The organism is Streptomyces sp. NPDC104831 (assembly GCF_055583025.1).
This window is the reverse complement of record NZ_JBVJOT010000027.1, coordinates 78616-104387: the sequence shown is the minus strand read 5'-3', so window position 1 is coordinate 104387 and position 25772 is coordinate 78616. Positions and strand designations below refer to the sequence as shown.

Sequence of the window (25772 nt, the reverse complement as noted above, 5' to 3'; positions counted from 1 at the left end):
GGTACCAGCGGCGGGGGCTCGTCGCCGAAGACGCCTCGCAGCGATGCGGCCATGGCTGTTCACCGCCTTCCGGTGGCGCCTTCGGGCCCCCGCCGGTACGCGTCCGTCTCCGCCGTCTCCGAGCGGAAGCCGTGTCCGACCTCCGGTGCCAGGCCGTGATAGTGGCGGAAGTTGTAGATGAGCGGGTTCCAGCGGGCGGGATCGATGTGGTGCGTACCCGGCACGACGATGCGCTCGTCGGCGTGGACGCACAGCACGTCGCACTCGACGCTGAAGAACAGCCCCGCTCCGCCTGGTGTCAACGCCCGTGCCCGGGCCTCCAGCTGCAGCGCGCACTCGGCGACCCTCGGCGGCTTCACCAGGTGGGATCCGGCCGGGGTGAGCCCGGACGCGCCGAACTTGTCGCGCTCGTACCGGTACACCACCCGCTTGCTCTCGGGCACCGGGTCGGCCCCCGTGAGCGGCGCCAGGCGCTCCACCCGTTCCCACAGGTCCGGGGAGGCCACGTTGATCACCAGCTCGGGGCGGGCCGCGAGGTTGTGTGCGGTCTGGCTCTCCCTGCCCACCCCCAGGACGACGTGCTGTCCGAGCGCCCAGGCGGAGGAGACGGGAGCGAGGTTGAACGTGCCGTCGTCGTTCTCGGTGGTCAGCAGGACCACGGGGGTGCCGAAGTAGAGGATGCTGGGCCGGATCACTCGGTGCGTGCCGGTCATCACTCGGTGGGTGTCGGTCGTCATGCCGGAAGACGCTAGGGGCGCGACCTTTCGATGGGCGCCGAACTGTCGGCCGACGAGACATCCTTCGTCACGCCGACCCCCTGTCCGCCCGCACGGTCGTCGGAGGCATTTCCGAAACTTTCGTCGAGCGTTCGGCGTCTTACGGTCCACCGGCGCCACCGCTCCACGGCCCGGACAACCACTGCACGCACCTTGACCGGGCTCGGCCGCTGACCATACATTCCCTCCGACCATTCGTCATCGTGACGCCCATTCACATATGTGACAACCGCCGGATGAGGTCAGCGTGCTAGAAGGCATTCTCGTCTTTCCCGTCACCCCCTTCACGGAAGATGCTTCGGTCGGCACGGCGAAATTTTCGGAGCAGCTGCGCGCAGGGATCGAGGCCGGTCCGGGCGGTGTCTTCGTCGCCTGCGGCACCGGCGGATTCCATGCCCCGGCCCCGGACGAGTTCGCCTCCGTGGCGCGTACGGCGGTGCGGGTGACGGACGGCCGGGTGCCCGTCTTCGCGGGCGCCGGCGGTGCGCAGCCCCTCGCCCGGCAGTGCGCGCGGGCGGCAGGGGAGGCCGGCGCGGACGGGCTGCTGTCGCTGCCGCCGTACCCGGTGGCGGGGCCGCCCGCCGGACCGGTCGCCCGTGTGCGCGAGGTCGTCCCCGCCGGTTCCCTCGCCTTCCACCGGGCCGTCACCACCGGCGGCGACGAGCCGGTCCAGCCGCGGCCGGCCGGCTTCCTCCACCCCCTGACAGCGCTGCGCGAACGCGTGCCCGGCCACGCGGTGGCCCTGGCCGAGGCGGCCGTGCGCCTGCGGGGCCCCGGTGCGGGAGGTGTGCGTCCGCCGCTGACCGGTCCGACACCCGGGCGCCTCGCCGGGCCGGAGGGCGTCGTGGCGCGGGGTGCGGCGATCCGATGACCGAGGACCTGCGGATATCCCGCATCGACATCACCCCGGTGGCGTTCAAGGACCCCGCCCTCCTCAACGCCGTCGGCGTCCACGAGCCCTACGCGCTGCGCGCCGTCGTGGAGGTGACGACCCGGCAGGGCGTCAGCGGGCTGGGCGAGACCTATGCCGACGAGGGGCACCTGCGCAGGCTGCGCTCGGCCGCCGACGCGATCACCGGCATGGACGTGCACGCCCTCGGCCCGATGCGCCGCCGTATCGCCGAGGTGATCGGTGACGACCGGGGCGGCGACGGCCACGGACTGACCGGCATGATCACCACCAGCAGCACGGTCGACCGGGTCTTCTCCCCGTTCGAGGTGGCCTGCCTGGACATCCGGGGCCGCGTCGCCGGCCGCCCGGTCAGTGATCTGCTCGGCGGCGCCGTCCGCGACGAAGTCCCCTTCAGCGCCTACCTGTTCTACAAGTGGGCGGGGCACCCCGGACACGAGCCCGACGCGTGGGGAGCCGCCCTCGACCCGGACGGCATCGTGGCGCAGGCCCGGCGCATGGTCACGGAGTTCGGCTTCGGGGCGATCAAGCTCAAAGGCGGTGTGATGCCGCCCGAGCAGGAGGTGGAGGCGGTGCTCGCGCTCCGCCGGGCGTTCCCCGGCGTCCCGCTGCGGCTGGACCCCAACGCCGCCTGGACGGTCGAGACCTCACTGAAGGTGGCCCGCGAGCTGGAAGGCGTCCTGGAGTACCTGGAGGACCCGACGCCCGGCCAGGAGGGCATGGCCCGGGTCGCCCGCGAGGCCCCGATGCCGCTGGCCACCAACATGTGTGTGGTCGCCTTCGACGAACTGCCCTCCGCGGTGCGCGGCGACGCGGTCCAAGTCGTCCTGTCCGACCACCACTACTGGGGCGGCCTGCACCGCTCCAAACTGCTCGCCGGGATCTGCGCCACCTTCGGCATGGGGCTGTCCATGCACTCCAACTCCCATCTCGGCATCAGCCTGGCCGCGATGACCCACCTGGCCGCCGCCACCGAGAACCTCACCTACGCATGCGACACGCACTGGCCGTGGAAGGACCCCGCGGAGGACGTGATCGTCCCCGGCGCACTCGGTTTCCGCGCCGGCTCGGTCGCCGTCCCCCGCTCCCCCGGCCTCGGCGTCGAACTGGACCGCGACGCGCTGGCCCGGCTGCACGAGCAGTACCTGCGCTGCGGGCTGCGCAACCGGGACGACACCGGGTACATGCGCCGGCTGGACCCGTCGTACGAGAAGAAGTCACCGCGCTGGTGACCCCCGGCGGTCCCCGGCCCGGGTCCCGCCCGTCCGCCTCGGAGTCCCCGCGTCTCCCCGCCCTTCACGACAAGAAGGTCCACCCATGCACTGGCTCGATTGGGCCGCCGTAGGCGCCTACTTCCTGGTGATGCTGCTGATCGGCCTATGGTCGCACCGGCGCGTCGGCGACGTCTCCGACTACTTCACCGGCGGCGGCCGGATGCCCTGGTGGCTGACCGGCATCTCGCACCACATGTCCGGCTACAGCGCAGCCGTGTTCGTCGCCTACGCCGCGGTCGCCTACGACTACGGCATCACCGTCTACGTCTGGGCGTTCCTGCCGCTCGCCCTGGGCACCGGCGTCGGCGCCTGGCTCTTCGCCCCCCGCTGGAACCGGCTGCGCGAGCGCTATCGGGTCGCCTCCCCGCTGGAGTACCTGGTCCGCCGCTACAACCTGCCCACCCAGCAGGCCCTGGCATGGAGCGGCGCGCTGCTCAAGGTGTTCGACGTGGCCGCCAAATGGGCTTCGGTCGCGGTGCTGTTGAGGGTCTTCACGGGCATGTCGATGACCCACGGCATCCTGCTGACCGGTGTGGTGACCCTGCTGTACTGCACGGTCGGCGGCCTGTGGGCGGACGCGCTCACCGAGTTCGGGCAGTTCATCGTCCAGGGCGTGGCCGCGCTGTCGATGATGTGGGTCGTGCTCGACCGGCTCGGCGGCGTCTCCGGGCTCGGCACGCTGTGGCACCGGCTCCCGGCCGGCCACACCGATCCCCTCGTCGGCCCCTACACGGCCGGTTTCCTCACCGCGTACGTGGTCGTGAAGCTCTTCGAGTACAACGGCGGCATGTGGAACCTGGCCCAGCGCTACATGGCCACCGACTCCCCCCGCTCCGCGCGCCGTTCGGCCGGGCTGTCGGCGTTCCTCTACCTGGTCTGGCCGGCCGTGCTGCTGCTGCCCGCCGTCGCCGCGCCGGTCCTCATGCCGCACATCGCCGACCCGCAGCAGACCTATGCCCTGATGGCACGGTCCTACCTGCCCGTGGGTCTGGTGGGGCTCACCCTCGCGGGCATGTTCTCGCACACCATGGCCATGGCCTCGTCGGACGCCAACGCCATCTCGGCGGTGGTCACCAGGGACATCCTGCCCGCCGTCCTGCCCGGTTTCCGGGGCGCGAGCACCGAGCGCGGGCTGCGGGCGGCACGAGTGGTCACGGTCGTCTTCATCGCCGTCTCCATGGTCGTGGCCATCGAGGCCGACCGCTTCGGCGGAGTGCTCGGGATCATCGTCGGGATGGTCGCGGCCGTCATGGGTCCGATCTCCATCCCGATGCTGCTCGGGCTGCTGCCCGCCTTCCGCCGCTGCGGGCCCCGGGCGGCCCTCGCGTCCTGGGCGCTCGGCCTCGGCGGCTACTTCCTCGTCAGGTACGGCCTCGACGGGGCCTCGCAGACCACGGTGGTCGTCACCCCCCTGGTCACCTCCCTCGTCGTCTACACGGGCCTCGGCCTGATCCTGCCGGAACCGGACGCGGAGGCGGACGCCGTGGTCGCGGCGGTCTCCGGCCCGGAGCCCGGAGCGGGCCCGGCCGCGCACCCGGTGGCGGAGCAGGCCTGACACCCGCCGGCCGCCTCCCGGCGGCCGGCCACCCAACCCGGAACGAGGAACTCCTTCCATGAAACGAGCAGCATCGTTGCTGGTCGCCGCCGCGGCGGCCGTCGTCACGGCGGGCTTCGCCCCTCACTCGCCCACCGGCACACACGACACGCGGAGCGGCGGATCCGCTCCCGCGCGGTCCGCCGCCATGACGACCGGCGGCGGTCACTGGCTGGACACCTGGGTGTCCATGCCCCAGCTGACCGAGCCGGGCAACATGCCGCCGGCCCCGTTCACCCAGAGCGACCGGGTGTTCGACAACGCCACGCTGCGCCAGACCGTGCACGTCTCGGTCGGCGGCGAACGGGTGCGGCTGCGCCTGTCCAACGCCTTCGGCGGCGCCGAACTGCCCGTCACCGCCGTCTCCGTGGCCCGCCCGGCCGGCGGCAAGGCGGGCGTCGGCGCGATCGTGCCGGGCAGCTCCCGGCGGGTCACCTTCGGCGGACAGCCGGGCTTCACCGTCCCGCAGGGCGCGCAAGCCGTCAGTGACCCGCTGGACTTCGACGTGGCACCGGGAACCAACCTCACCGTGACGCTGTACCTCGCGCACGGACAGGCCTCCACCTCCCTCACGTCGCACCCCGGCTCCCGTACGACGTCCTACATGCTCGCCGGGGACCACCTGGACGACGCGGACCTGGCCGGTGCCACGACCGCCGACCACTGGTACCTCCTCAGCGGGCTGGAGGTGTGGTCGAAGCCGGCCGCCTCCGCCACCGTCGTCCTCGGCGACTCGCTCAGCGACGGACGCGGATCGACGACCAACGGCAACGACCGCTGGCCGGACCGGCTGCGGGCACGGCTGGCGTCCCGCCCCGGCACGGCGGACATCGCGGTCGTCAACGAGGCGGCGGGCGGCAACCGCGTCCTCAGGGACGGACTCGGCCCCAACGCGCTGGCCCGGCTGGACCGCGACGTCCTCGCCCGCAGCGGCGTGAACCGGCTCATCGTCTTCGAGGGCGTCAACGACATCGGCACCGCCGGCACGTCCCAGGCGGACGCCGAACGGATCACGGCCGAACTCATCGGCGCTTACCGGCAGATCATCACCCGCGCCCACGCCCAGGGCATCCGGGTGTACGGCGCCACCCTCACCCCCTTCGGCGGCAACACCTACGACGATCCGGCCGGTGCCCACGAGGCCGCCCGGCAGGAGGTCAACCGGTGGATCCGCACGAGCGGCCGGTTCGACGCCGTCATCGACTTCGACCGCGCGGTACGCGACCCGGACGCCCCCGGTACGCTCCGGGCGGCCTACGACACCGGTGACCACCTCCACCTCAACCCGGCCGGGTACCAGGCCCTGGCCGACGCCGTCCCGGCCGCCCTCTTCCGCCGCTGAGCGGCACCCGGCGACGCGTCACGACCGCGGACGGCCGGTCCCCCGGGGACGGAGGGGACCGGCCGTCATCTCGGCGGGACGACTGGTGTCAGCGGCCGGTGCGGACGAGGCCGGCCGGCGCGGCGGAGCGGAACGCGGCACCGGCCCCGGCACCACCGAGGGCGCCGCAGACGATCCGCTCCGCCGGCTGCCCGCTCTCCGCGCGGCGGCACCGCCGGCCGCAGGCGGCGGCGACCCGGGTGCCGTCGTGCTCGACGCCGTGGTCGGCCGCGGCGGTGGCGACCGCTCCGGTGGCGGGGCGGGCCCCGGCCAGGGTCGTCGCCGCCGGCGGTGCGGGGCGGTGGTGACGGTATCGGTCCGAGCGCATGGGACCTCCAGGGTCGCGGAGGGCGGACGAGCGAACGTGGGAGCGCTCCCATGCTAGGAACGCGCCTCGGGAACCACAATGCGCGCGGCAGGGATTTCCGGGCCGGCGGGGCGGACGAGCGGAACTGCCGTCCTGGTGGGGGCCGAACAGGAGGCGGCCGTGCCACCTGGTCGGGTGGCACGGCCGGGAACGGGTGTGCGCGCGAACCTCAGGCCCAGGGGGAGGTGACGACCCAGCTCGTGTCGTCGGACCAGGCGGTGGCGTTGTCCCAGGCGTGGGAGCCGCCGTGGCTCGCGGCGTAGACGCCGTACTCGTAGTGGCGTACGAAGTCACTCGGATAGTTGGCGGACCGGAGCGAGACGCCCTGTCCGTTGTGGCCGGGCTGCGGGCAGAACGTGGCGTCCAGCCTGGACAGCGCGCCACTGTCGATGGTGTCGACGCGCAGGCGGAAGTCGTAGTGGCGCAGGTACTGCCCCGGCCTGTCGGCGGACTCGAAGGAGACGCACGAGGCGTCGCCCAGGCCCGGGCGCACGATCCACGTCGCGGCGGCCTTGTCGGCGGACGGGCTGGAGGAGGAGACCGCCCCGATGGCGGCGTTGCCGTCGGCGGTGTTGTGCCGCAGGTAGTCGGTGGTGCAGCAGGAGGTGGTGGCCCGCAGCGAGACCCTGGAACCGACGGCGGGGGCGCCGGCGAGGGCGGACGTGGCGTATCCGGCCGCGTTGATGTTGGCCTGCACGGCGTTCTCGGTGGCGTCCGAGGGGTAGCCGGACGTCAGGACGCCCTCGTAGAAGGTGCCGGCGGATCCGTTGCTGTTGTCGCCGCCGATGCCGAGGATGACGGCGCCCTCCTTCTTCATCGGGTTGTAGCCCGAGGCGTTGGGGCGCGGTCCGTCGTAGTAGGTGGACAGGCCGCCGGATTGGGCGTTGCCGGCGCGGATCGCCCAGTGGTTCGGCCCGCCCTTGACGAGGGCGGTGAGGAAGCGGTGGCCGACGCTGGGATCGTTGGCGTTGTAGCCGCGGTTGACGCCGGAGAACAGGCCGTTCTCGAGGTCGGCCATGACCCAGGGGCCGTTGCCGGTGCCGTAGCCCCAGGTCTTGCTGTTGCCGAAGTAGATGGTCTCCATCGTGCCGTTGCCGTTGTCCCGGCTGTTGGTCTCGGCGTTGCCGTAGTCGAAGCAGCAACCGCCGTTGTAGTGGGTGCCGTCGAGGATCGCGTACATGCCTTCGGGCTGGTCGCCGGTCGCGATGCCGTTGGTGCTGTTGTCGCGGTAGCCGGTGCCGGGGGCGATGAAGACGCCGTACGCCTTGTGGCCGCCCACGGTGACCGGTGCGGCGGATGCCTCGGCGAGGTTGTCGTACCCGCCGGCGGCGGGGCCCTGGAAGCCTCCGGGGGGTGCCTGGGTCAGGTGGTTGCCGCGGCCGGACTGGTCGTAGAGGACGGTGACGAGGCAGCTCGTGCCCGCACAGAAGGAGTCCTGCGCGGCGGCGTCGGCGTAGCCGCCCGCGCCGAGCACGCCGATGTCCCGGGTGGTGCCGTCGGAGGCGCGTTTCACCTGGTACAGGCGGCTGTTGTAGGCGGAGTACAGGGCGCGGGTGGTGCTGTGCGCGGCCACGCAGGGGGTGCCTCCGGCGGCGTAGAGGTCGCAGGGCAGCGAGCCGACGGCCACGGCGTCGCCCTCGGCGGAGGCCCGGCCGCCGAGCAGGGCCGCGGCCAGGGCCAGCACGAGTGCCGGCAGGGCGAGCGGCCTGGCCCGCCAGGGGCGGGCCGGTGTCACAGACATGCAGGTCTCCCGGGGGTGAGTGGGGGCCGGTGGCGTCCCACCACCGGCAGTCGGCGACCGTTAAATCATGTACATGACAAACAGAGAACGGCCTGTCCGATACTTCGAACGCTGATCGCACTGACGGACAAGTTCCGATGATAGGAAGCCCCCGAGGGGTGTCAACACATCGCGCACGTCCGGTCCTTCGACCGCCGGGGCGCGGTTCCGGCCGGGCGTCGGGCGGACTTCCCTCGGCACGTCCCCGAACCCGACCGTCTAGGCTGGCGCGATGACTGATGACCAGGAGCGGGTGCGGCCGTCGGGAGTGTGGGCCACGGCGGTGGGAGTGGCCAGGGTACGGGCGCTGGAGACCGAACGGCAGAACGCGCTGTTCCGCGACCCACTGGCCAAGGCCTTCGCCACCGCCGGCGGCCTGTGGCCCTCCTCGCCGCCGCCCGGTGACGAGGCCGCGCGACGCCGCCGGCTGGCCGTGTCGTTCTCCGTCGTCATCAGGACGAAGTTCCTCGACGACCTGCTGCGGGAGGCCTCCGCGTCCGGCGTCCGGCAGGTCGTGCTGCTCGGGGCCGGCATGGACAGCCGGGCGTTCCGGATGGACTGGCCCGCGGGCACCCGGCTGTTCGAGGTCGACACCGCCGCGCCACTGGACTTCAAGGCTGCGGTGCTGCGCCGGGAGCGGGCCGTCGCACGCTGCGAGCGGATCCCCGTCGCGGTGGATCTGCGGGAGGACTGGCCGGGCGCGCTGGCCGCCGCGGGGCACGACCCGGCGCAGCCGACCGCGTGGATCGCCGAAGGACTGCTGATCTACCTGCCCGAGGACGCGGTGGAACTGCTGCTGGCCCGGATCGGCGCGCGGTCGGCGGCAGGCAGCCGGATGGGGCTGACGTTGGGCTCGCGCGGTGCCATCGAGCACTTCGGCGCGGACGCCGTGCCGGGATCGGCGGCCTCCATGTGGCTCTCGGAGATGCCCGACGACCCGGTGGGCTGGCTGGCCGGACACGGCTGGGAGGCCGACTGCCACACCCTGCGCGAGCGCGCCGCCGCCTACGGCCGCCCGGCCGGCACCCCGCCGCGGCACGAGGAGCGTCCCGGCGGACTGATCTCGGCGGTCCGCCGGTAGAGCGCTCCCGGGTCTCCCGGTCCAGGGGCCCGTGCGTCACGGTGATCCCGGGTTGGGAGACTCCGGGCATGGGATCGTGGGGAAGTCTGGGACCGGCGTTGATGTCACTCGTGGGGGTCGCGCTCGGTGCGGGTGGGTCGCTGTTCGGTCAGTATCTGGTGTCGCGGGCGAGTGTCCGGCAGCTCGAAACGCAGGAGGCCGCCGCGCACCGGGCGGAGCTGAAGGCAGCGGTGCTGAAGTTCCTGAGCCTCGCGTCGCGGGTGGAGAAGGCCGCGTTCCCGCCACCGGGCGGTGAGCGGGCCCCCGTCGGCGACGAGCCGGACCGGCTGCTCGACGAGCTGTGGCTCGCCCAGGCGGAGATCGACCTCGCCGCCAGAAGCGAGCCCCTGCGCGGGGCCGCCTACCGCTACGCCTACCGTCTTGCCCGGGCGGCGCGTCACGGGACGGCCGACGCCTCCGAACTGCGTGGACCCCAGGCGGAGTTCATGGACGCCGCATACGACGACATGTGGCCCGGGCAGCGACGGACGACCGGGGACGACGCCGCTCCCCGGTGAGACGGCCCCGCCGGCCGTCGGTGTGACACCGCGTCGGTGTCGTCCGCGCGGCCCCTGCCGCTCTCGTCTCATTCCGAGGCGGCGCGCCCCTCGCCGGAAGACCCCGGGGCGTCCTCGCCGGGGGCGCACAGTTCGGCCACCAGGTCGCGCGCGTACCGCTCGTCCGTCCCCGGAACCGAGAACACCACGCGGAAGTACAGGGGTGCGACGATCCGGTCGAGCACCCGCTCCAGCGTGGGGACCCTCTCGCCGCGCCCCGCGGCGGCGTCCAGCGGACCCTGGAAGCGCGCGCTGACCCGCTCCAGGCAGGCGCGCAGGCCGGCCCGGCGTTCGTCCACGTCCGGTGCCACTTCCGCACGGAAGAACGCCACGCCTCCCGGCCGGGACAGGTCCGCAAGCGTCCAGACCGCGACCCGCTCCAGGTCGGCGCGGAGGTCACCGAGCAGTTCGGGCGCCTCCTCGTCCTGGCGCCGGTCGGCGACATCGGCGAGGAGCGCGGAGGTCGTGCCCCAACGGCGGTACACGGAGCTGGGGTTGACCCCGGCACGGCGCGCGACCGCGGGGATGGTCACCTTGTCGGCGCCGGCTTCGTGCACGAGTTCCACCACCGCGCGGTGGACGGCGGCACGGACCCGGGCGCTGCGTCCCCCGGGGCGGCTGACTTTGCTTTTGGCGGGCATTCCTCCACTTTAAAGCAAAGAGTTGTGCTTTAGCGAGCCGTTCACCTACCCTGCCTAAGGCAAAGATCATCGCTTTAGCTGCTCTTCCCAGGAGGAACCATGCCCCCGCACGAGGACCGGTACGAGGCCGCCCACCGCCTCGGCACACGGTTCCACGCCTGTCTCGCCGCCGGTGACTGGGACGGCATCCGGGCCCTGCTCACCGAAGACGCCACCTGGACACTGCCCGGCGACAACACCGTCTCCGGCACGGCCACGGGCGCCGACGCCGTCGTGGAACGGGCCAGGAAGATCGCTTCCTACGGCCTCGACTTCCGGCTGCTGCACATCCTGGTCAGCCGCGAGAACATGGCGCTGTCCCTGCACAACACCGCCCGGCGCGGCGACGTCCGGCTGGACGAGCACCTGTCCACCGTCTGCCGTCTGCGCGACGGGAGGATCGCGCGGATCGAGACCTACCTCTCCGACGTCGCCGGCATGAACGCGTTCTTCGTGTAGCGGCCAGGCGGGGAAACCTCGTCGGCAAGGCGTGGGTCCCGGACCCGGCCGTCAGGCGCTGGACCGGATGACCAGGCGGGTGGGCAGGATCAGCGGAGTGGGGTCCTGCCCGTGGATGAGCGCGACGAGCATGCGCGCCATCTCCCGGCCCAGAGCGGTGATGGGCTGGCGGACGGTGGTGAGCGGCGGTTCGGCGACCTGGGCGACGGCCAGGTCGTCGAACCCGACCACGGCGACGTCGGCGGGGACCCGCCGGCCCGCCGCGCGCAACGTGCGCAGCGCTCCCGCCCCCATGTTGTCGTTGGCGGCGAACACCCCGTCCACCTCGGGATGGTGTGCCAGCAGCGCGGCCATGCCGGCGGCTCCGCCGGGCTCGGTGAAGTCGCCCTCCCGCGGCGGGTACGGTGCGAGGCCGGCCGCCAGCATGGCGTCCCGGTAGCCCCGGTACCGGGCGCGTCCGGCCTCGGTGTCCAGCCGCCCGCAGAGCGCGGCCACCCGGGTCCGGCCGCGCGCGATGAGGTACTCGGTGGCCTCGCGGGCCCCGCCGGTGTTGTCGACGTCCACGTACCACCGGGGCACCCGGCCCACCGGCCGGCCGCCGAACACGACCGGGATCTCGGCCTCCTCCGCCGTGCGGGTCAGCGGATCGTCCTCGCGCAGCGCCATCAGCATGACGCCGTCCGCGCCCTTGGCCCGAAGCAGTTCCTCCACCCGCTTACGGCCCCGGTCGGAGGCGGCCAGACACAGCATCAGATGCAGATCGGCCTCCTCCAGAGCGGCCGACGCCCCCACGATCACCTGGGCGAAGAACGGATCCGCGAAGATCGACGGGTCCTCCCCGGCGACGACCAGGGCGGCCGCCCCCGTCTGCCGCGTGGCCAGGGCGCGCGCGGTGGGATGGGGCACATAGCCGAGCTGACGGACGGCCCGTTCGACCGCGTCGCGTTTGGGGCGGCTGACGTGCGGCGCGTTGTTGAGGACACGGGAGGCCACCGAGCGGGAGACACCGGCGAGTCGGGCCACCTCCTCGAGCGTCGGCTGCCGGCGCGGCGCGTCATGCGGCATGGACCGTGAGCCTTTCCCCGGGTGCGGGACCCCTCGGCGACGAAGGACTGGAAGCGCTTCCAGGCACAGGACTGTAGAGCCTCGCCCTCCTCCTGGGAAGGGTGGCCGCACGTCGGCCCTTGACAGCGTCACCGGGCCGCAACACGATACCGACCGACCCCGAAGCAATTCCGTGCTGCCGACCGCTTTCAATTGGGAGCGCTCCCAGTATCCTCTCGGGGTGTGCCGTCCGGCCGGCCGGGCCGCCGGCTCAACAGGACGTCGTACCACCGCACTTCCTCAGCGCGCCGCAGGCCCCGGACGAGGGCGGGCGGCGCATCCCCGCCAGGAAACCGAGGTACAGTCATGCGCCGCACACTCCGCGCCCTCGTGACAGCGCTGTGCGCCCTGCCCTTGGCGCTCGCCGCCGCGCCCTCCGCCCACGCGGCCGATCCCACCACCATGACCAGCGGGTTCTACGTGGACCCCGACTCCAGCGCGAAGCGGTGGGTCGCCGCCAACCCCGGCGACGGCCGGGCGTCCGCGATCAACGCCTCCCTCGCCAACACCCCGACGGCCCGCTGGTTCGGTTCCTGGAGCGGCACCATCGGCACGGCCACGGGCGCGTACGCGGGGGCGGCCGACCGCTCGGACAAGCTGCCCCTCCTCGTCGCCTACAACATCTACAACCGCGACTACTGCGGCGGGCACTCCGCGGGCGGTGCCGCCTCGCCGTCCGCCTACGCGAGCTGGATCGCCCAGTTCGCCGGCGGGATCGCCGACCGCCCGGCCGTCGTCCTGCTCGAACCGGACTCCCTCGGGGACTACGGCTGCATGACCCAGGCCCAGATCGACGAGCGCGAGGGCATGCTCACCGGTGCCCTCGCCCAGTTCGGCCGCCAAGCCCCCAACACCTGGGTGTACCTCGACGCCGGCAACCCGGGCTGGACCGCTCCGGCGACCATGGCCCAGCGCCTGCACGAGGCCGGCCTGCGACAGGCCCACGGTTTCTCGCTCAACATCTCCAACTACTTCACCACGGCCGAGAACACCGCGTACGGCAACGCCGTCAACAGCGAACTCAGCGCCCGCTACGGCTACACCAAGCCGTTCGTCGTGGACACCAGCCGCAACGGCAACGGCTCCAACGGCCAGTGGTGCAACCCCGCCGGCCGCCGGATCGGCACCCCCACCCGGACGGGCGGCGGCGCCGAGATGCTCCTGTGGGTCAAGGCCCCGGGCGAGTCCGACGGCAACTGCGGCGTGGGGGCCGGCTCCTCGGCCGGACAGTTCCTCCCCGAGGTCGCCTACAAGATGATCTACGGCTACTGATCCCGGCCCCCTCCCCCACCGACGAGGAGCAGCCATGATTCCCCGCAGCCTACGGCGGCGCGCGGGCGCCGTCCTCGCGGCGCTCACCGCGTGCGCCGCCCTCACCGCGACGCAGGCCCAGGCCGTACCCGGGCGGGACGGCACCGGCCCGGCCACACGGTTCTACGTCGATCCGCACAGCAAGGCGGCGCGGCAGGCGATCGCCGACCTCGAGCACGGCGACGTCGAGAACGCCGCCGGCATGGCCAGGCTCGCGAGCTGGCCGCAGGCCCAGTGGTTCACCGACGGCACGCCCGACGAGGTGCGCGGCAAGGTGCGCGCGCTCGTCCGCCGGGCCCGGGCCGCCGACCGGACCCCGGTCCTGGTCGCCTACAACGTCCCGGGGCGGGACTGCACGCAGTACTCCAGCGGCGGGGCCGCGTCCTCCGCCGCCTACCGGCAGTGGATCGACGCCTTCGCGGCCGGCATCGGCGACGGCAGGGCGGTGGTCGTCGTCGAACCCGACGGTCTGGCCCTCCTGCCCAAGGACTGCGGGGCCGCCACGGACCCGACCGGCGACCTCACGGCCGCACGCGTCGCCGATCTCGCCTACGCCGTCAAGACCCTGAAGGCCAGGCCGCGCACCGCGGTCTACCTGGACGCGGGGAACGTCCAGTGGCAGTCCGTCGGCGAGATGGCGCAGCGGTTGCAGGACGCCGGGGTCGCCCACGGCGACGGCTTCGCCCTGAACGTGTCCAACATGCACCCCACCGAGCACAACGCCAGGTACGGCGCCTGGGTGGCCAAGTGCGTGTGGTTCGCCACCGAGGGCCCCGAACGGGCTCGCGGCCACGCCGACCGGTGCGCCGGCCAGTACTACTCGTCCGCCGCCCCGAACGACGGGATCCCGGGGCATTCCGTCTCCTCCGCCGACCCCGCCACCTGGCGGTGGACCGACGCCTGGTTCGACCAGAACGTGGGGAGCCCGCCGGCCGACGCGCTGCCGCACTTCGTCATCGACACCAGCCGCAACGGCCAGGGGGCCTGGACCCCGGAACCGGGCAAGTACGGCGGCGACCCGGAGGCCTGGTGCAACGCGCCCGGCCGGGGGCTCGGCCCGCGTCCCACCGCCGACACGGGCGTCCCGCTCGTCGACGCCTACCTCTGGATCAAGGTCCCCGGTGAGTCCGACGGCAGTTGCACCCGAGGCACCGGTGGCACGATCGATCCGGAATACGGCATCGTCGACCCGCCGGCGGGCGCCTGGTGGCCCGCACAGGTCCACGCGCTGGCCCGTAACGCGGCACCACGCCTGACGTTCAACCACTGAGCCCCGCCGGGCCCGGTACGCGTCCGGCCGGTCGCCCCCGCCCCGGCCGGACGCGTCCGGGCCCGCCCCGGCCCGGACGCGGCGGGTCCGCCCTGGTTGGACCGCCCTCGCCTGGGCACCCGGTGCTGCGCGCCCACCCGCTCGCCACCAGGAGGAACCCATGGCCGTGCGCCACCGATTGATCAAGGCCGCCCCGGAAGCCGTGTGGGACGTCCTGGCCGACGGCAACCGGTACGCGGAGTGGGTGGTGGGCACCGGGGCCTCCCACCCGAAGAGCGGCCGGTGGCCGCAGGAGGGCTCCTCGCTCGCCTACGAGGTGCGGATCGGGCCGCTCCGGCTCGCCAACGAGACGATCGTGCGGCGCTGCCAGGAGGGCTCCGCGCTGGAGCTGGAGATCCTCGCCGGTTTCCTCGGCACGGCCCGCTTCTCCATCGAGCTGCGCCCGTGGGGCGAGCACTGCCTGGTCATCGCCGACGAACACCCGCTGCAGGGGGCCGGGGCAGTCCTGCACAACGTCGGTGTCGAAGCGCTGATCCAGTTGCGCCACCGTCCCATGCTCGCCCGGCTCGCCCGGTGCAGCGGTGACCGGGGCCACGGCCCCCGCGGAGCGGCCGGACGGCAGGCCCGGGAAGTGCGCGAGGCCCACGGTGCCTGACGCGGTCGTCATCGGAGCGGGCCCCAACGGGCTGGTGGCAGCCAACGTGCTCGCCGACGCCGGCTGGAGCGTCCTGGTGCTGGAGGAACAGCCCGAGCCGGGCGGCGCGGTCCGGCACGACCGGGGCGTGCACCCCGGCTATGTCAACGACCTCTTCAGCTCGTTCTACCCCCTGGCCGCCGCCTCCCCCGTGCTGTCCGCGCTCCACTTGGAGGAGTACGGCCTGCGCTGGAGCCACGCGCCGCAGGTGCTGGCCCACCCGCTGAGCGACGGCAGGTGCGCGGTGCTGGACCGGCGGATCGACGTCACCGCCGCGTCCCTGGAAGCCTTCGCGCCCGGCGACGGCGCGGCCTGGCGGCGTCTGTTCGAGCTGTGGCAGACGCTGCGCACGGACCTCCTCGGCGCCCTGTTCACGCCGTTCCCGCCGGTCAGGTCCGCCATGCGGCTGCTGTGGACCCTGCGCGCGGCGGGCGGGCTGCGCGCGGCGCGCACCCTCGTCCTGCCGGTGCGCCGGATGGGCGAGGAGGAGTTCCGCGGCGAGGGCGGCCGGCTCCTGCTGGCCGGCAACGCCCTGCACGCCGACCTGGCGCCCGAGTCCGCGGGCAGCGGCGGCTTCGGCTGGCTGATGTCGATGCTCGCGCAGACCTACGGCTTTCCGGTGCCGGCCGGCGGTGCCGGCGCGCTCACGGACGCGCTGACCCGGCGGCTGCGCTCGCGCGGCGGGGAGCTGCGCTGCGGGGAGCGGGTGGAGAGCGTCATCGTGCGTGGGGGGCGTGCCGTGGGGGTGCGTACCCACTCCGGTGCGGTGCCCGCGGCCAAGGCCGTCCTCGCCGACGTGGCCGTGCCCGTCCTCTACCGGCAGCTCGTGGGAGCCGAGCACCTGCCCGCGCAGCTGATGGAGGACCTGCGGCGTTTCCAGTGGGACTTCGCGACGTTCAAGGTGGACTGGGCGCTCGACGGTCCGGTGCCGTGGCGGGCCCCGCAGGCCGCGCGGGCCGGGACCGTGCACCTGGCCGACGGGGTGGACGAGCTGACCCGCTTCGCCGCGCAGATCGCCATGCGCCAGGTGCCCGACCGCCCCTTCGCCCTGTTCGGGCAGATGACCACGGCGGATCCGTCCCGGTCGCCCGAGGGCACCGAGTCCGCCTGGGCGTACACGCACGTCCCGCACGACATCCGGGCGGACGCGGGCGAGGAGGGCATCACCGGTGCCTGGGGCCCGGCCGACCAGGAGCGCATGGCGGACCGGGTGGAACGGCAGGTGGAACGGTTCGCCCCGGGGTTCCGCCGCCTCGTCCGGGCCCGGCGCGTCCTCGCGCCGCCCACGATGGAGGCGCTCGACGCCAATCTCCCGGGCGGCGCCATCAACGGCGGCACCACCGCCGTCCACCAGCAGCTCGTGTTCCGCCCGGTGCCCGGGACCGGGCGGCCGGAGACACCCGTGGACGGTCTCTTCCTCGCCTCCGCCGGCGCCCACCCCGGCGGCGGGGTGCACGGCGCTCCCGGCGCCAACGCGGCCCGTGCCGCGCTGCGCACCTCCCGGACGACCGCCCTGGCCGGCGCCCAACGCCTCCTGACCGGCCGCGACCGCACCGGCCGCAAGCGCTGAACGGGGCCGGGCAGCACCCGCGAACGGAAGGCGGAGATCGTGCGAGGAAGTCCACTGGCGGGCCGGACCGTCGTCGTCACGGGTGCCGCCCGGGGCCTGGGGGCCGCACTCGCGCGGGAGGTGGCCCGGCGGGGCGCCCGCCCCGCGCTCCTCGGGCACGAGAAGCGCCTGCTGGACGAGCTGGCCGCCCGGCTGCCTGCACCGGCGATCGCGGTGGAGACGGACGTGACCGACCTGGAGGCCCTGCGCGGCGCGGCGGACGAGGTGCGGCGCCGTCTCGGGCCGCCGTCCGTCGTCGTGGCCAACGCCGGTGTCGCGCAGGGCGGCCCCTTCGCCGCCACGGACCCGGCCGACTGGCGGCGGGTGATCGACGTCAACCTCACCGGAAGCGCCCAGACCGCGCGGGCCTTCCTGCCGGATCTGCGGGCCACGGCCGGTTACTACCTGCTGATGGCCTCCCTCGCGTCCCTCGGGGCGGTTCCGCTGATGAGCGCCTACTGCGCGTCGAAAGCCGGCGCGGAGGCCTTCGCGCACGCGTTGCGCGCCGAGCTGGCCTGCCAGGGCGTGGCCGTCGGCATCGCCTATCCGAACTGGACCGACACCGACCTGGTGCGGGACGCCGGCCGGCACGCGGCGCTGCGCGAGCTGCGCGGCCGCATGCCGGGCCCGGCCCGCCGCGTCCGCCCGGTGGAGCCGGTCGCCGAACGGATCGTACGGGGCATCGAGCGCCGCAGGACCGCCGTGTACGCCCCCGGCTGGCTGCGGCTGGTGCAACCGGCGCGCGCCGCGCTCCCGCCCCTGATCCTGCGCCTGTCCCGGCACGACCTGTCCCGCCTGGAGGGCCGCCTCGCCGCGACCGGACTGCTGGGCGCGGGCGGCGAGGCCGACAAGGCGGCGAGCCGGCGGGAGCCGTGACCGGACCGGCGGCCTGCGGCGTGCGCGCGGATGCGGGCCGCCCTACCCGCGCGCACGCTGGAAGGGAACCCCCTTCCCCGACCTCCGCACGGGAGCACCCGGCATGGGCAGGACGAAGAAGACCTCCGGCGGGCGAGAGCCGGCCAAGGGCGACAAGGTCGCCTGGCGCAGTCACGGCAGCGAGACCACGGGCACCGTCGAGAAGAAGATCACCGAGCGGACCGAGGCGTCCGGGCGCACGGTGGACGCCGCGCCCGACGCACCCCAGTACGAGGTGCGCAGCGACAAGTCCGGACGTACGGCCGTGCACAAGCCGTCGGCGCTGAAGCGGAAGAAGTGACGCCCGCGCTCCGCACGCCCCCGCGCTCCGAACGGGGCGCCGGCGGTGCGCGCCGGACGCCTACAGTGGAAGGCGCTCCCTGACCCACGGGCAGCCCTTCCCCTACCCATCGGCAGAACGCGCATGACGTATCCCCCCGCAGGCCCCGGCGACGACGGCCTCGACGCCCTGTTCGGCCTCGACGCGCTGGACGCCGCCCCGGAGGCGCCCGAGCGCTGCGGCACCGGGCCCGGGCACGGGCCGGAAGGCCGCGTCCCGTTCCACGCGTCGCCGGCGGCCCGCCGCCTGCTGCCCGTCCGGACGATCTACGCGGAACCGGCCGCCGCCGCCTCCCCGCGCGGCCGCCGCATCCTCGCCCGTTTCCCGGACGCCGACCTGATCGAGGTGGACTCGCACTGGGGCATCCCGGGGCTGCACGGCAACGAGGGCAACATCGAGCGCTGGGTGCGGGTGAAGGGCGAGACGCTGGTCCTGGGCGAGCGGAAGACGCTGACCACGCGGCCCAACGGGCGGTCCGCCGACTGGATCGCCCCCGGCCCCTCCAACGGGTGCGCCATGGCCTGCGCCTACTGCTACGTCCCGCGCCGCAAGGGGTACGCCAACCCCATCACCGTCTTCACCAACATCGACGCCGTGATCGCCCACCTGGCCCGGCACATCGCGCGCCAGGGACGCAAACCGGAACCCAACCAGTGCGACGACTCGGCCTGGGTCTACGACATCGGCGAGAACGGCGACTGCTCGGTGGACGCGCTGATCAGCGACAACACCGCCGACCTGGTACGGGCCTTCCGCCACTGGCCCACCGCGAAGGCCTCGTTCGCCACCAAGTTCGTCAACCCCGACCTGCTGGCGCTGGACCCCCGGGGCCGCACCCGCGTCCGCTTCTCCGTGATGCCCGCCGCGGACTCACGGCTGCTGGACGTGCGCACCTCACCGGTGGCCGACCGGATCGCCGCCGCGGCGGACTTCCTGGACGCCGGCTACGAGGTGCACTTCAACCTCTCCCCCGTGGTGCTGCGCCCCGGCTGGGAGGAGGCCTGGACCGAGCTGCTGCGGCAGCTCGACGACGTCCTGCCCGGCCGGGTCAAGCGGCAGGCCGCCGCCGAGGTGATCCTGCTCACCCACAACCGGGACCTGCACGAGGTCAACCTGGGCTGGCACCCCCGGGCCGAGGAGCTGCTCTGGCAGCCGGGGCTGCAACAGGACAAGCGCTCCGAGAACGGGGCGCTGAACGTCCGCTACGACAGCCGGGTCAAAGCGCGGGCCGTGCACACCCTGCGCGACCTGGTCGCGGCCCACGCGCCGTGGCTGCGCATCCGGTACGCCTTCTGACCCGCGGCCCGGCGCCTTCCGCGTCCCGGCCCGTTCACCGGCGCCCGGCGGGTGGCCGTGCCGCGCGCTCGGCGGTGCGGACGATGTTGCGGGCCATGCCACCGAAGACGACCGCGTGCCACGGCGAGACACCCCACCAGTAGAGGTGGCCGAGGAGTCCGTGCGGGTGGAACAGCGCCCGCTGCCGGTACCGGACGGGTCCGCCGTCGCCGCCGTCCACGCACATCTCCAGCCAGGCCAGGCCGGGCAGCCGCATCTCGGCGCGCAGCCGCAGCAGGCGGCCGCGTTCGATCTCCTCGACCCGCCAGAAGTCCAGGGAGTCGCCGGCCCTCAGGCGGCGGGCGTCCCGCCGGCCCCGGCGCAGGCCCACGCCGCCGACGAGCCGGTCGAGCCGCCCGCGCACCGCCCAGGCCAGCGGGAAGGAGTACCAGCCGTTCTCCCCGCCGATGCCCTCGATGACGTCCCACAGCGCCTCCCGTGAGACATCGGCGTCGCGTTCGCGGACATCGGTGTAGAGGCTGCCGCCCGCCCAGTCGGGGTCGGTGGGCAGCGGGTCGCTGGGCGCGCCGGGCACGGAAGCCGACGACCACCGGGTGCTCACCTGGGCCTCCTGGATCCGCTGGAGGGCCAGCCGGACGGCGTCGTCGAAGCCGATCGGGTGTCCCGGGGGACTCGGCACGTACCGTTCGATGTCGTTCTCGCGGCACACCACCTCGTGGCGCAGGGACTCGGTCAGCGGGCGGGCGATCGAGGCCGGGACCGGCGTCACCAGGCCCACCCAGTGGCTGGACAGCCCTGGGGTGAGGACGGGCACGGGCAGGATCAGCCGCCGGGGCAGACCGGCCACGGAGGCGTAGCGGCGCATCATGCCGACGTACGTCAGCACGTCCGGGCCGCCGATGTCGAAGGCGCGGTGCACCTCGCGGGGCAGGCGGGCGCAGCCGGTCAACAGGCGCAGCACGTCCCGTACGGCGATGGGCTGGATCCGGGTGCGCACCCAGCGCGGGGTGACCATCACCGGCAGCCGCTCGGTGAGGTAGCGCAGCATCTCGAAGCTCGCGGAACCCGAACCGATGATCACGGCGGCACGCAGTACGGCCGTGGGGACGCCCGAGGCGAGCAGGATGCGGCCGACCTCGGCGCGGGAGCGCAGATGCGGCGACAGCTCCTCCTCGGGCACGGACGCGGGGGTCAGACCGCCGAGGTAGACGAGCCGGCCGACGCCGGCCCGTCGGGCCTCGTCGCCGAAGATCCGGGCCGCCGCACGGTCGGTGTCCTCGAAACCGTGCCCGGTGCCGAGGGCGTGCACGAGGTAGTAGGCCACGTCCACGCCGTCCATCGCCCGTGCCACCGACTCGGCGTCGGTCACGTCTCCCCGGAGGATCTCCACCTGCCCGGCCCAGGGGTGGTCGCGCAGCTTGGCCGGTGTGCGGACCAGGCAGCGCACCCGGTGTCCCGCGGCGAGCAGTTCCGGCACCAGCCGGCCGCCGATGTAGCCGGTGGCGCCGGTCACCAGGCAGGTGAGCCCGTCGTCCGCCGGTGTGGTGTCGTCGCTCATGGTCGCTCCCGCCGTCTCCGTTCCCGTCTCCACGGTGCGGGCCGCACGCCCGGCCGCGCCCGGACGCGGGCCGATCGGGTGACGGGCGGGGCCGTACGCCGGAGGACCGAGGGGCGGTCGCGACCGGGGGCCGGCGGTGCGACGGCGGCCGACGGCCCGGGCTTCCCGAGGCGCGTCGCGGCAGTGCCGGCGCCTGCGTGCGGTTCCCGGCCCGGAGGGCGCGGCGCGGGGCACGGTCGAGCCGCTCGCCGGCGTGCCGGACCCGGGCCTCGGCCGGCGGGCGCCGCCCCAGGCGCGGGCAGGGCGGTCGCCCGCGACCGGTGGGCCGCCGCTCACGCGTCGGGCCGGGTGGGCGCCGGGGCGGCGATGGTCAGCGCGGCAGCACCCAGTCCGGCGTCCAGGTGCCGGCGGCGTCGTGGCCGGCCGCGGTGGCGGCGAGGTGGGCGCGCAGGGCCGCCAGCGCCGGATGGGGGTTGTCGCGGTGCCAGAGCAGGGAGTGCGGGTAGACGGGGGTCGGGTCGGTCACCGGGATGCGGCGCAGGCCGTGGCCGGCGGGCCAGACGAGGCGGGTGTGCCCGCCCATGAAGGTGGCCAGGGCCGGGGTGTCGGCGACGGTGTCCAGGAGCGCGTCGGAGCCGAAGTTGGGTCCCGTCGCCTCCAGGGTGAGGCCGAACCCGGCCACGAGGTCGTCGTAGTAGGCGGCCCATTCGGTACCCGGGACGACGCCGGGCATCCAGATGCGGTGTCCGGCGAGCCGCGCGAGGGGCACGGAGCGGGCGCCCGCCAGGGCGTGGGCGGGGCCGGTGAGGAGTTCGAGCGGTTCGTCGAGCACCCGCACGGACTCGATGTCCTCGGGCAGGGGCCGGCCGGGCGCGGCCACGGCGCGGAAGGACGCGTCGATCTCACCGGACCGCAGGGCGGCGACGGCCGCCTCGATGTCGAACAGCCACAGCACGTCGAGCTCGATCCCGGGGTGCGCGCGGTGGAAGTCCCGCATCAGGCCCGACGCCGCGCCACGCGAGGCGATCACGTCGACGCGCAGCGGACGGCGGCCGGCGCGCACGGAGGTGACCGCTCGCTCGGCGAGGCGCAGCAGTTCCCGCGCGTGGGGCAGGAACGCCTGCCCGTCGATGGTGAGTTCGGCGCCGCGCGGGGTGCGGGTGAACAGCCGCACCCCGAGGTTCCGCTCCAGCGCGGCGATGCGCTTGGAGACGGCCTGCTGGGTGAGCGACAGCTCGGCGGCGGCCCCCTGGAACTGCCCCGCGTCGGCGACGGCCACGAAGGTCCGGACGGTGTCGAGGTCCATGCGGTCACCCTAGGGCCACAACCACCGGTTGTGGTGTGTGGCCCGGCGGTTGTTTGATCCCAGGCTACGGCGCTCGCTTTGATGCTCCCGGTCGCGGTTCGGTTGTGCGAGGCGAGGGGACGCGGACATGAGAAGTGGGCGGCACCGGCCGGGACACCTGCCGGGGCATCGGCTGGGGCGGCGGTTCGGGTGGCTGTGGGCGGCGTACGGGACCAGCGCGCTCGGCACCTGGCTCGCCTTCGGCGCGTTCCCGCTGATCGCCATCCGGGTGCTGCACGCGGGGCCGGCCGAGGTCGCCGCGCTCTCCTCCGTGGGGGCCGCGGTGGGCGCCGCCGTCGCGGTGCCGCTCGGTCCGTGGACGGAGTTCCGCCGCAAGCGGCCGGTGCTGATCGCGATGGACCTGGTGCGGTGCGCGGCACTGCTGACGGTCCCGGCCGCGTTCGCGCTCGGTGTCCTCACCTTCCTCCAGCTCCTGCTGGTCTCGGTCGTCGTGGCGGCGGCCGACATCACCTTCCGCGCCGCCTCGGGGGCGTATCTGAAGACGCTGCTGCCGGCCGGGGACCTGCTCGTCGCCAACGCCCGGTTCGAGTCCACGGCCTGGACGACCACGATCGTGGGACCGCCGCTGGGCGGCGCGGCGATCGGGCTCCTCGGCCCGGTGGCGACGGTGGTGGCCGACGCGGTCAGCTATCTGCTCTCGGCCCTGGGCATCCGCGCGATGGGCGGCCGCGAGGCCCGGCCCGAGCACCGGCGGGCCGCGCGCATGCGGGCCGGTGACCTGCTCGACGGCTGGCGGTACATCCTCGCGGACGCGGCGCTGCGTCCGCTGTTCTTCAACACCGCCCTGTTCAACGGCCTGGTGATGGCCGCCGAACCACTGCTGGCCGTCCTGATGCTGGGCCGGCTCGGGTTCACGCCCTGGGAGTACGGCCTCGCCTTCGCCGCCCCCGCCCTCGGCGGGCTGGCCGGCTCGCGGCTGGCCCGGCCGCTCGTCACCTGGTTCGGGCAGCACCGGGTCCTGGTGTGGTCCGGGGCGCTGCGCGCGCTGTGGCCCGTCGGCCTGGCGTTCCTGGGACCGGGCGGCGGAGGGCTGCTGCTGGTGATGGGGGTCGAGCTGGGGCTCATCTTCTGCTGCGCGGTGTTCAACCCCGTCTGCGCCACCTGCCGTCTCCAGCGCACCGCGCCCGACCGGGCCGCCCGCACGCTGTCCGCGTGGACCGTGACGACCAGGTCCGCGACCGCGCTCCTGACGGCCGTGTGGGGAGTCCTGGGCGGCCTGCTCGGCCCGCGTACGGCCCTCGGACTGGCCGGCGTGCTCGTGCTCGCGACCCCGCTGCTCCTGCCCCGCCGCGCCGCGACGGCCGGTCCCGAGCCGGACCCGGCGCCGAGCCGCGCCTGACGGCCGGGCCGCCGGCCGCGGCCGGCCCCGCTGGAGTGCGGGGGTCACGGGTGGGGGACGGGTCGCCTGCGGGAGCCCGCCCGCCGGGCGGTACGGGAAGAGATCGCCGAAGCCGCCTGCGCGCTGTCCGCGCCCGGATCGCCGGGGACCCGGAGGCGGGCGGGTCATGCGGCACTCATCGTCGTGAGCACCACCTTGCCGCGGACATGGCCGGACTCGACCTCCCGGTGCGCGTCGGCGGCGGACGTCAGGGGGTAGGTGGCGGTGACGGGGAGGACCAGGTCGCCGGCCGCCGCCAGGGCCGCCAGCTCGGCGAGGACCGCCGTCGAGCGGGACCCGCGCAGCCGTACGACGCCGTGCTCGTCGGCCGCCCGCCGGTCCACCGTGGTGCCGATCCGGCGGCGGTCCGCCACCAGCTCCAGCGACGCGGTGACCGCCGCCCCGCCGACCGCGTCGAGCACCACGTCGACGCCCTCGGGTGCCGTCGACCGGACCCGCTCGACGAGCCCGTCGCCGTAGACGACCGGGTCGGCGCCCAGGGAGCGGAGGTAGTCGTGGTTGCGCTCACTGGCGGTGCCGATCACACGGGCTCCCAGCCGCCGGGCCAGCTGTACGGCCACGGTGCCCACACCGCCGGCCGCGGCATGGACGAGCAGGGTCTCGCCGGCCGACACCCGCAACTCGCCCAGTGCGTTGAAGGCCGTCTGCCCGGCGGCGGAGAGGCCACCGGCCACCTCCCACGGGAGCCCCGCGGGCTTCGGCACCACCGAGTCGGCGGGGACGCCGAGCACGTCGGTGTACGCCCGCATGGCCGTGTAGCCGAGCACCTCGTCGCCGACGGCGAACGCGGTGACGCCCGCGCCCACCTGGTCCACCGTACCGGCGAACTCGTTGCCCAGCCGCTGGGGGAAGGAGACCGGGCGCGTTCCGTCGAAGTCGCCGCGGCGCAGCTTCACGTCCACGGGATTCACCCCGGCGGCGCGCACCCGTACCCGCACCTCGCCCGGCCCCGCGACCGGGTCCTCCACGTCCAGCGCCGCCAGCACCTCGGGCCCTCCGTAGCTGCGGAACGCGATTGCCATGGCCATGTGCCGCTCCCTCCCACCGGTGCGCGGATGCCGCGCGGTCCCGTCACCGGCAACCCGGGGGGCGGTGCCCCGCATTCCCCGCGGCGGCGGAGTCGGGAACGGGCCCCCTTCGTTCGCCCGTTCGCCGGTTCGGTCCCGGCCCGCCGCGCGCCCGGCCCACGGCGGACCGGGAGGGGCGCGGCCGTCGGCATCAGACGTGGAGTTCGGGTGGGAAGCCGGTCCAGCGCAGTGCGTCGGGGAGGTGTCCGGTGTCGTTGTAGAGGAGGAGGGACGCGGGGCGGTCCGGTGCGTAGCGGATGACGGTCAGTGCGGCGTTGGCGTGGTTCAGGCCCGTCCAGCGCCACTCGGGCGCGTCGAGGGCGGAGCGGACGAGCCAGCCGATGAGGAAGTTGTGCGTGACGACGAGTTCGTGGCGGGGCTCGTCACCGGCGACCGGCCCCGTGAACCGTGCGAGGGCCGCCCGGGCCAGCGCGGGACCCTGCTCACGTTCCTCGGCCGGGAACCGGGACAGGCGGTCCAGCAGGGCGTCGGCCGACTCCGGCGGCAGTTCTTCCCTCCGGGGCATGTGGGGGATGTAGTCGCCGGCCGGTTCGGACATGTGCAGGGGTACGCCGTCGAGTTGTGCGCCGATCAGCCGGGCGGTCTCCTCCGCGCGGCGCAGCGGCCCGTGGTGCACGGCGGCCAGCGGGGTGCCCCGGAGCCGCTTCCCGAGCAGTGCGGCCTGGCGGCGGCCGGCGTCCGTGAGCCCGCTCTCGTCCGGCGTGGCCTCACCGTGCCGTGTGAGGTAGAGGTAGCGGGCAGCCCTTGTGGTCATGGGGTCGGTGCCTCCGGCAGAGTGTGCGTGATCTTGTGAACGCCTGGAGGGACGTTTCCACGCCTCATCTGGTTCTCGTCATTGGTGATGGGCCGTCAAGAAGCGTTTGCCAGACGCTTTTTGCGGATCAGGGCGCGCATGACCGACGGTCGGTCAACGGTCGGGAACCG

24 protein-coding genes are annotated in these 25772 nt (G+C 74.2%); 15 read left to right on the top strand and 9 right to left on the bottom strand.

Annotated features, from left to right (window positions below; genetic code table 11):
* Positions 1 to 59 precede the first annotated feature (59 nt).
* Positions 60 to 737 carry a flavin reductase family protein gene (locus tag ACZ63H_RS20035; protein WP_469866778.1) on the bottom strand — a complete coding sequence of 226 codons (678 nt, stop codon included), beginning with the start codon at positions 735 to 737 and terminating at the stop codon, positions 60 to 62.
* A gap of 286 nt (positions 738 to 1023) precedes the next feature.
* Between ACZ63H_RS20035 and ACZ63H_RS20030 the strand changes: the two genes are divergently transcribed.
* The 4 genes from ACZ63H_RS20030 (at position 1024) to ACZ63H_RS20015 (ending at position 5896) form a co-directional block, all read left to right on the top strand.
* Positions 1024 to 1647 (top strand): dihydrodipicolinate synthase family protein, encoded by a 624-nt coding sequence (locus ACZ63H_RS20030; protein ID WP_469866776.1) that lies wholly within the window; start codon positions 1024 to 1026, stop codon positions 1645 to 1647.
* Complete coding sequence (locus tag ACZ63H_RS20025; protein ID WP_469866774.1) at positions 1644 to 2918, top strand: glucarate dehydratase family protein; 1275 nt, start codon at positions 1644 to 1646, stop codon at positions 2916 to 2918. The genes ACZ63H_RS20030 and ACZ63H_RS20025 overlap by 4 nt, the downstream gene beginning before the upstream one ends.
* An 85-nt stretch (positions 2919 to 3003) precedes the next feature.
* Positions 3004 to 4515 carry a sodium:solute symporter family protein gene (locus tag ACZ63H_RS20020; RefSeq protein ID WP_469866772.1) on the top strand — a complete coding sequence of 504 codons (1512 nt, stop codon included), beginning with the start codon at positions 3004 to 3006 and terminating at the stop codon, positions 4513 to 4515.
* A gap of 58 nt (positions 4516 to 4573) precedes the next feature.
* Positions 4574 to 5896, top strand: a complete 1323-nt coding sequence (locus ACZ63H_RS20015; RefSeq protein ID WP_469866770.1) for an SGNH/GDSL hydrolase family protein — start codon at positions 4574 to 4576, stop codon at positions 5894 to 5896.
* Between the two features lie 88 nt (positions 5897 to 5984).
* Here ACZ63H_RS20015 and ACZ63H_RS20010 read toward each other — a convergent pair whose 3' ends face one another.
* The gene (locus tag ACZ63H_RS20010; protein ID WP_469866768.1) at positions 5985 to 6263 is read right to left on the bottom strand and encodes a hypothetical protein; all 279 of its coding nucleotides are present in this window, start codon (positions 6261 to 6263) and stop codon (positions 5985 to 5987) included.
* Positions 6264 to 6471: 208 nt separating this feature from the next.
* Entirely contained in the window at positions 6472 to 8043 is a 1572-nt protein-coding gene (locus tag ACZ63H_RS20005; protein ID WP_469866766.1) for an alpha-L-arabinofuranosidase B, read from the bottom strand.
* A 271-nt stretch (positions 8044 to 8314) separates the two neighbouring features.
* Between ACZ63H_RS20005 and ACZ63H_RS20000 the strand changes: the two genes are divergently transcribed.
* Positions 8315 to 9163 carry a class I SAM-dependent methyltransferase gene (locus ACZ63H_RS20000; protein ID WP_469866764.1) on the top strand — a complete coding sequence of 283 codons (849 nt, stop codon included), beginning with the start codon at positions 8315 to 8317 and terminating at the stop codon, positions 9161 to 9163.
* A 101-nt stretch (positions 9164 to 9264) separates the two neighbouring features.
* Entirely contained in the window at positions 9265 to 9720 is a 456-nt protein-coding gene (locus ACZ63H_RS19995) for a hypothetical protein (protein WP_469866762.1), read from the top strand.
* Positions 9721 to 9788: 68 nt separating this feature from the next.
* On the opposite strand, the gene ACZ63H_RS19990 is transcribed toward ACZ63H_RS19995, so the two are convergent.
* Positions 9789 to 10400 (bottom strand): TetR/AcrR family transcriptional regulator, encoded by a 612-nt coding sequence (locus ACZ63H_RS19990; protein ID WP_469866760.1) that lies wholly within the window; start codon positions 10398 to 10400, stop codon positions 9789 to 9791.
* A gap of 99 nt (positions 10401 to 10499) precedes the next feature.
* On the opposite strand from ACZ63H_RS19990, the gene ACZ63H_RS19985 reads away from it, so the two are divergent.
* Complete coding sequence (locus tag ACZ63H_RS19985) at positions 10500 to 10898, top strand: nuclear transport factor 2 family protein (protein WP_469866758.1); 399 nt, start codon at positions 10500 to 10502, stop codon at positions 10896 to 10898.
* A 51-nt stretch (positions 10899 to 10949) separates the two neighbouring features.
* Here ACZ63H_RS19985 and ACZ63H_RS19980 read toward each other — a convergent pair whose 3' ends face one another.
* Positions 10950 to 11963 (bottom strand): LacI family DNA-binding transcriptional regulator, encoded by a 1014-nt coding sequence (locus tag ACZ63H_RS19980; RefSeq protein WP_469866757.1) that lies wholly within the window; start codon positions 11961 to 11963, stop codon positions 10950 to 10952.
* Positions 11964 to 12308: 345 nt separating this feature from the next.
* Between ACZ63H_RS19980 and ACZ63H_RS19975 the strand changes: the two genes are divergently transcribed.
* The 7 genes from ACZ63H_RS19975 to ACZ63H_RS19945 all read left to right on the top strand — a co-directional run bounded on the left by ACZ63H_RS19975 (position 12309) and on the right by ACZ63H_RS19945 (position 19437).
* The gene (locus tag ACZ63H_RS19975) at positions 12309 to 13274 is read left to right on the top strand and encodes a glycoside hydrolase family 6 protein (RefSeq protein ID WP_469866755.1); all 966 of its coding nucleotides are present in this window, start codon (positions 12309 to 12311) and stop codon (positions 13272 to 13274) included.
* Between the two features lie 34 nt (positions 13275 to 13308).
* On the top strand, positions 13309 to 14583 hold the full coding sequence (locus ACZ63H_RS19970) for a glycoside hydrolase family 6 protein (protein ID WP_469866753.1): 1275 nt from the start codon (positions 13309 to 13311) through the stop codon (positions 14581 to 14583).
* 160 nt (positions 14584 to 14743) lie between these two features.
* Complete coding sequence (locus ACZ63H_RS19965) at positions 14744 to 15238, top strand: SRPBCC family protein (protein ID WP_469866751.1); 495 nt, start codon at positions 14744 to 14746, stop codon at positions 15236 to 15238.
* Positions 15231 to 16847 carry a phytoene desaturase family protein gene (locus ACZ63H_RS19960; protein WP_469866749.1) on the top strand — a complete coding sequence of 539 codons (1617 nt, stop codon included), beginning with the start codon at positions 15231 to 15233 and terminating at the stop codon, positions 16845 to 16847. The genes ACZ63H_RS19965 and ACZ63H_RS19960 overlap by 8 nt, the downstream gene beginning before the upstream one ends.
* Positions 16848 to 16886: 39 nt before the next feature.
* On the top strand, positions 16887 to 17762 hold the full coding sequence (locus tag ACZ63H_RS19955; RefSeq protein WP_469866747.1) for an SDR family oxidoreductase: 876 nt from the start codon (positions 16887 to 16889) through the stop codon (positions 17760 to 17762).
* 103 nt (positions 17763 to 17865) lie between these two features.
* Entirely contained in the window at positions 17866 to 18102 is a 237-nt protein-coding gene (locus tag ACZ63H_RS19950) for a hypervirulence associated TUDOR domain-containing protein (RefSeq protein ID WP_469866746.1), read from the top strand.
* Between the two features lie 123 nt (positions 18103 to 18225).
* A complete protein-coding gene (locus ACZ63H_RS19945; RefSeq protein WP_469866744.1) occupies positions 18226 to 19437 on the top strand; it encodes a spore photoproduct lyase family protein in 1212 nt (403 codons plus the stop codon).
* 34 nt (positions 19438 to 19471) lie between these two features.
* On the opposite strand, the gene ACZ63H_RS19940 is transcribed toward ACZ63H_RS19945, so the two are convergent.
* Positions 19472 to 20995, bottom strand: a complete 1524-nt coding sequence (locus ACZ63H_RS19940; protein WP_469866742.1) for an SDR family oxidoreductase — start codon at positions 20993 to 20995, stop codon at positions 19472 to 19474.
* A gap of 370 nt (positions 20996 to 21365) precedes the next feature.
* Complete coding sequence (locus tag ACZ63H_RS19935) at positions 21366 to 22301, bottom strand: LysR family transcriptional regulator (RefSeq protein ID WP_469866740.1); 936 nt, start codon at positions 22299 to 22301, stop codon at positions 21366 to 21368.
* Between the two features lie 127 nt (positions 22302 to 22428).
* Here ACZ63H_RS19935 and ACZ63H_RS19930 point away from each other — a divergent pair, with 127 nt between their 5' ends.
* Positions 22429 to 23700 carry an MFS transporter gene (locus ACZ63H_RS19930; protein WP_469866738.1) on the top strand — a complete coding sequence of 424 codons (1272 nt, stop codon included), beginning with the start codon at positions 22429 to 22431 and terminating at the stop codon, positions 23698 to 23700.
* A gap of 164 nt (positions 23701 to 23864) precedes the next feature.
* Here ACZ63H_RS19930 and ACZ63H_RS19925 read toward each other — a convergent pair whose 3' ends face one another.
* Both ACZ63H_RS19925 and ACZ63H_RS19920 read right to left on the bottom strand, forming a co-directional pair.
* On the bottom strand, positions 23865 to 24788 hold the full coding sequence (locus ACZ63H_RS19925) for an NADP-dependent oxidoreductase (protein ID WP_469866736.1): 924 nt from the start codon (positions 24786 to 24788) through the stop codon (positions 23865 to 23867).
* Between the two features lie 190 nt (positions 24789 to 24978).
* Positions 24979 to 25602 carry a histidine phosphatase family protein gene (locus tag ACZ63H_RS19920; protein WP_469866734.1) on the bottom strand — a complete coding sequence of 208 codons (624 nt, stop codon included), beginning with the start codon at positions 25600 to 25602 and terminating at the stop codon, positions 24979 to 24981.
* Positions 25603 to 25772: the final 170 nt, after the last annotated feature.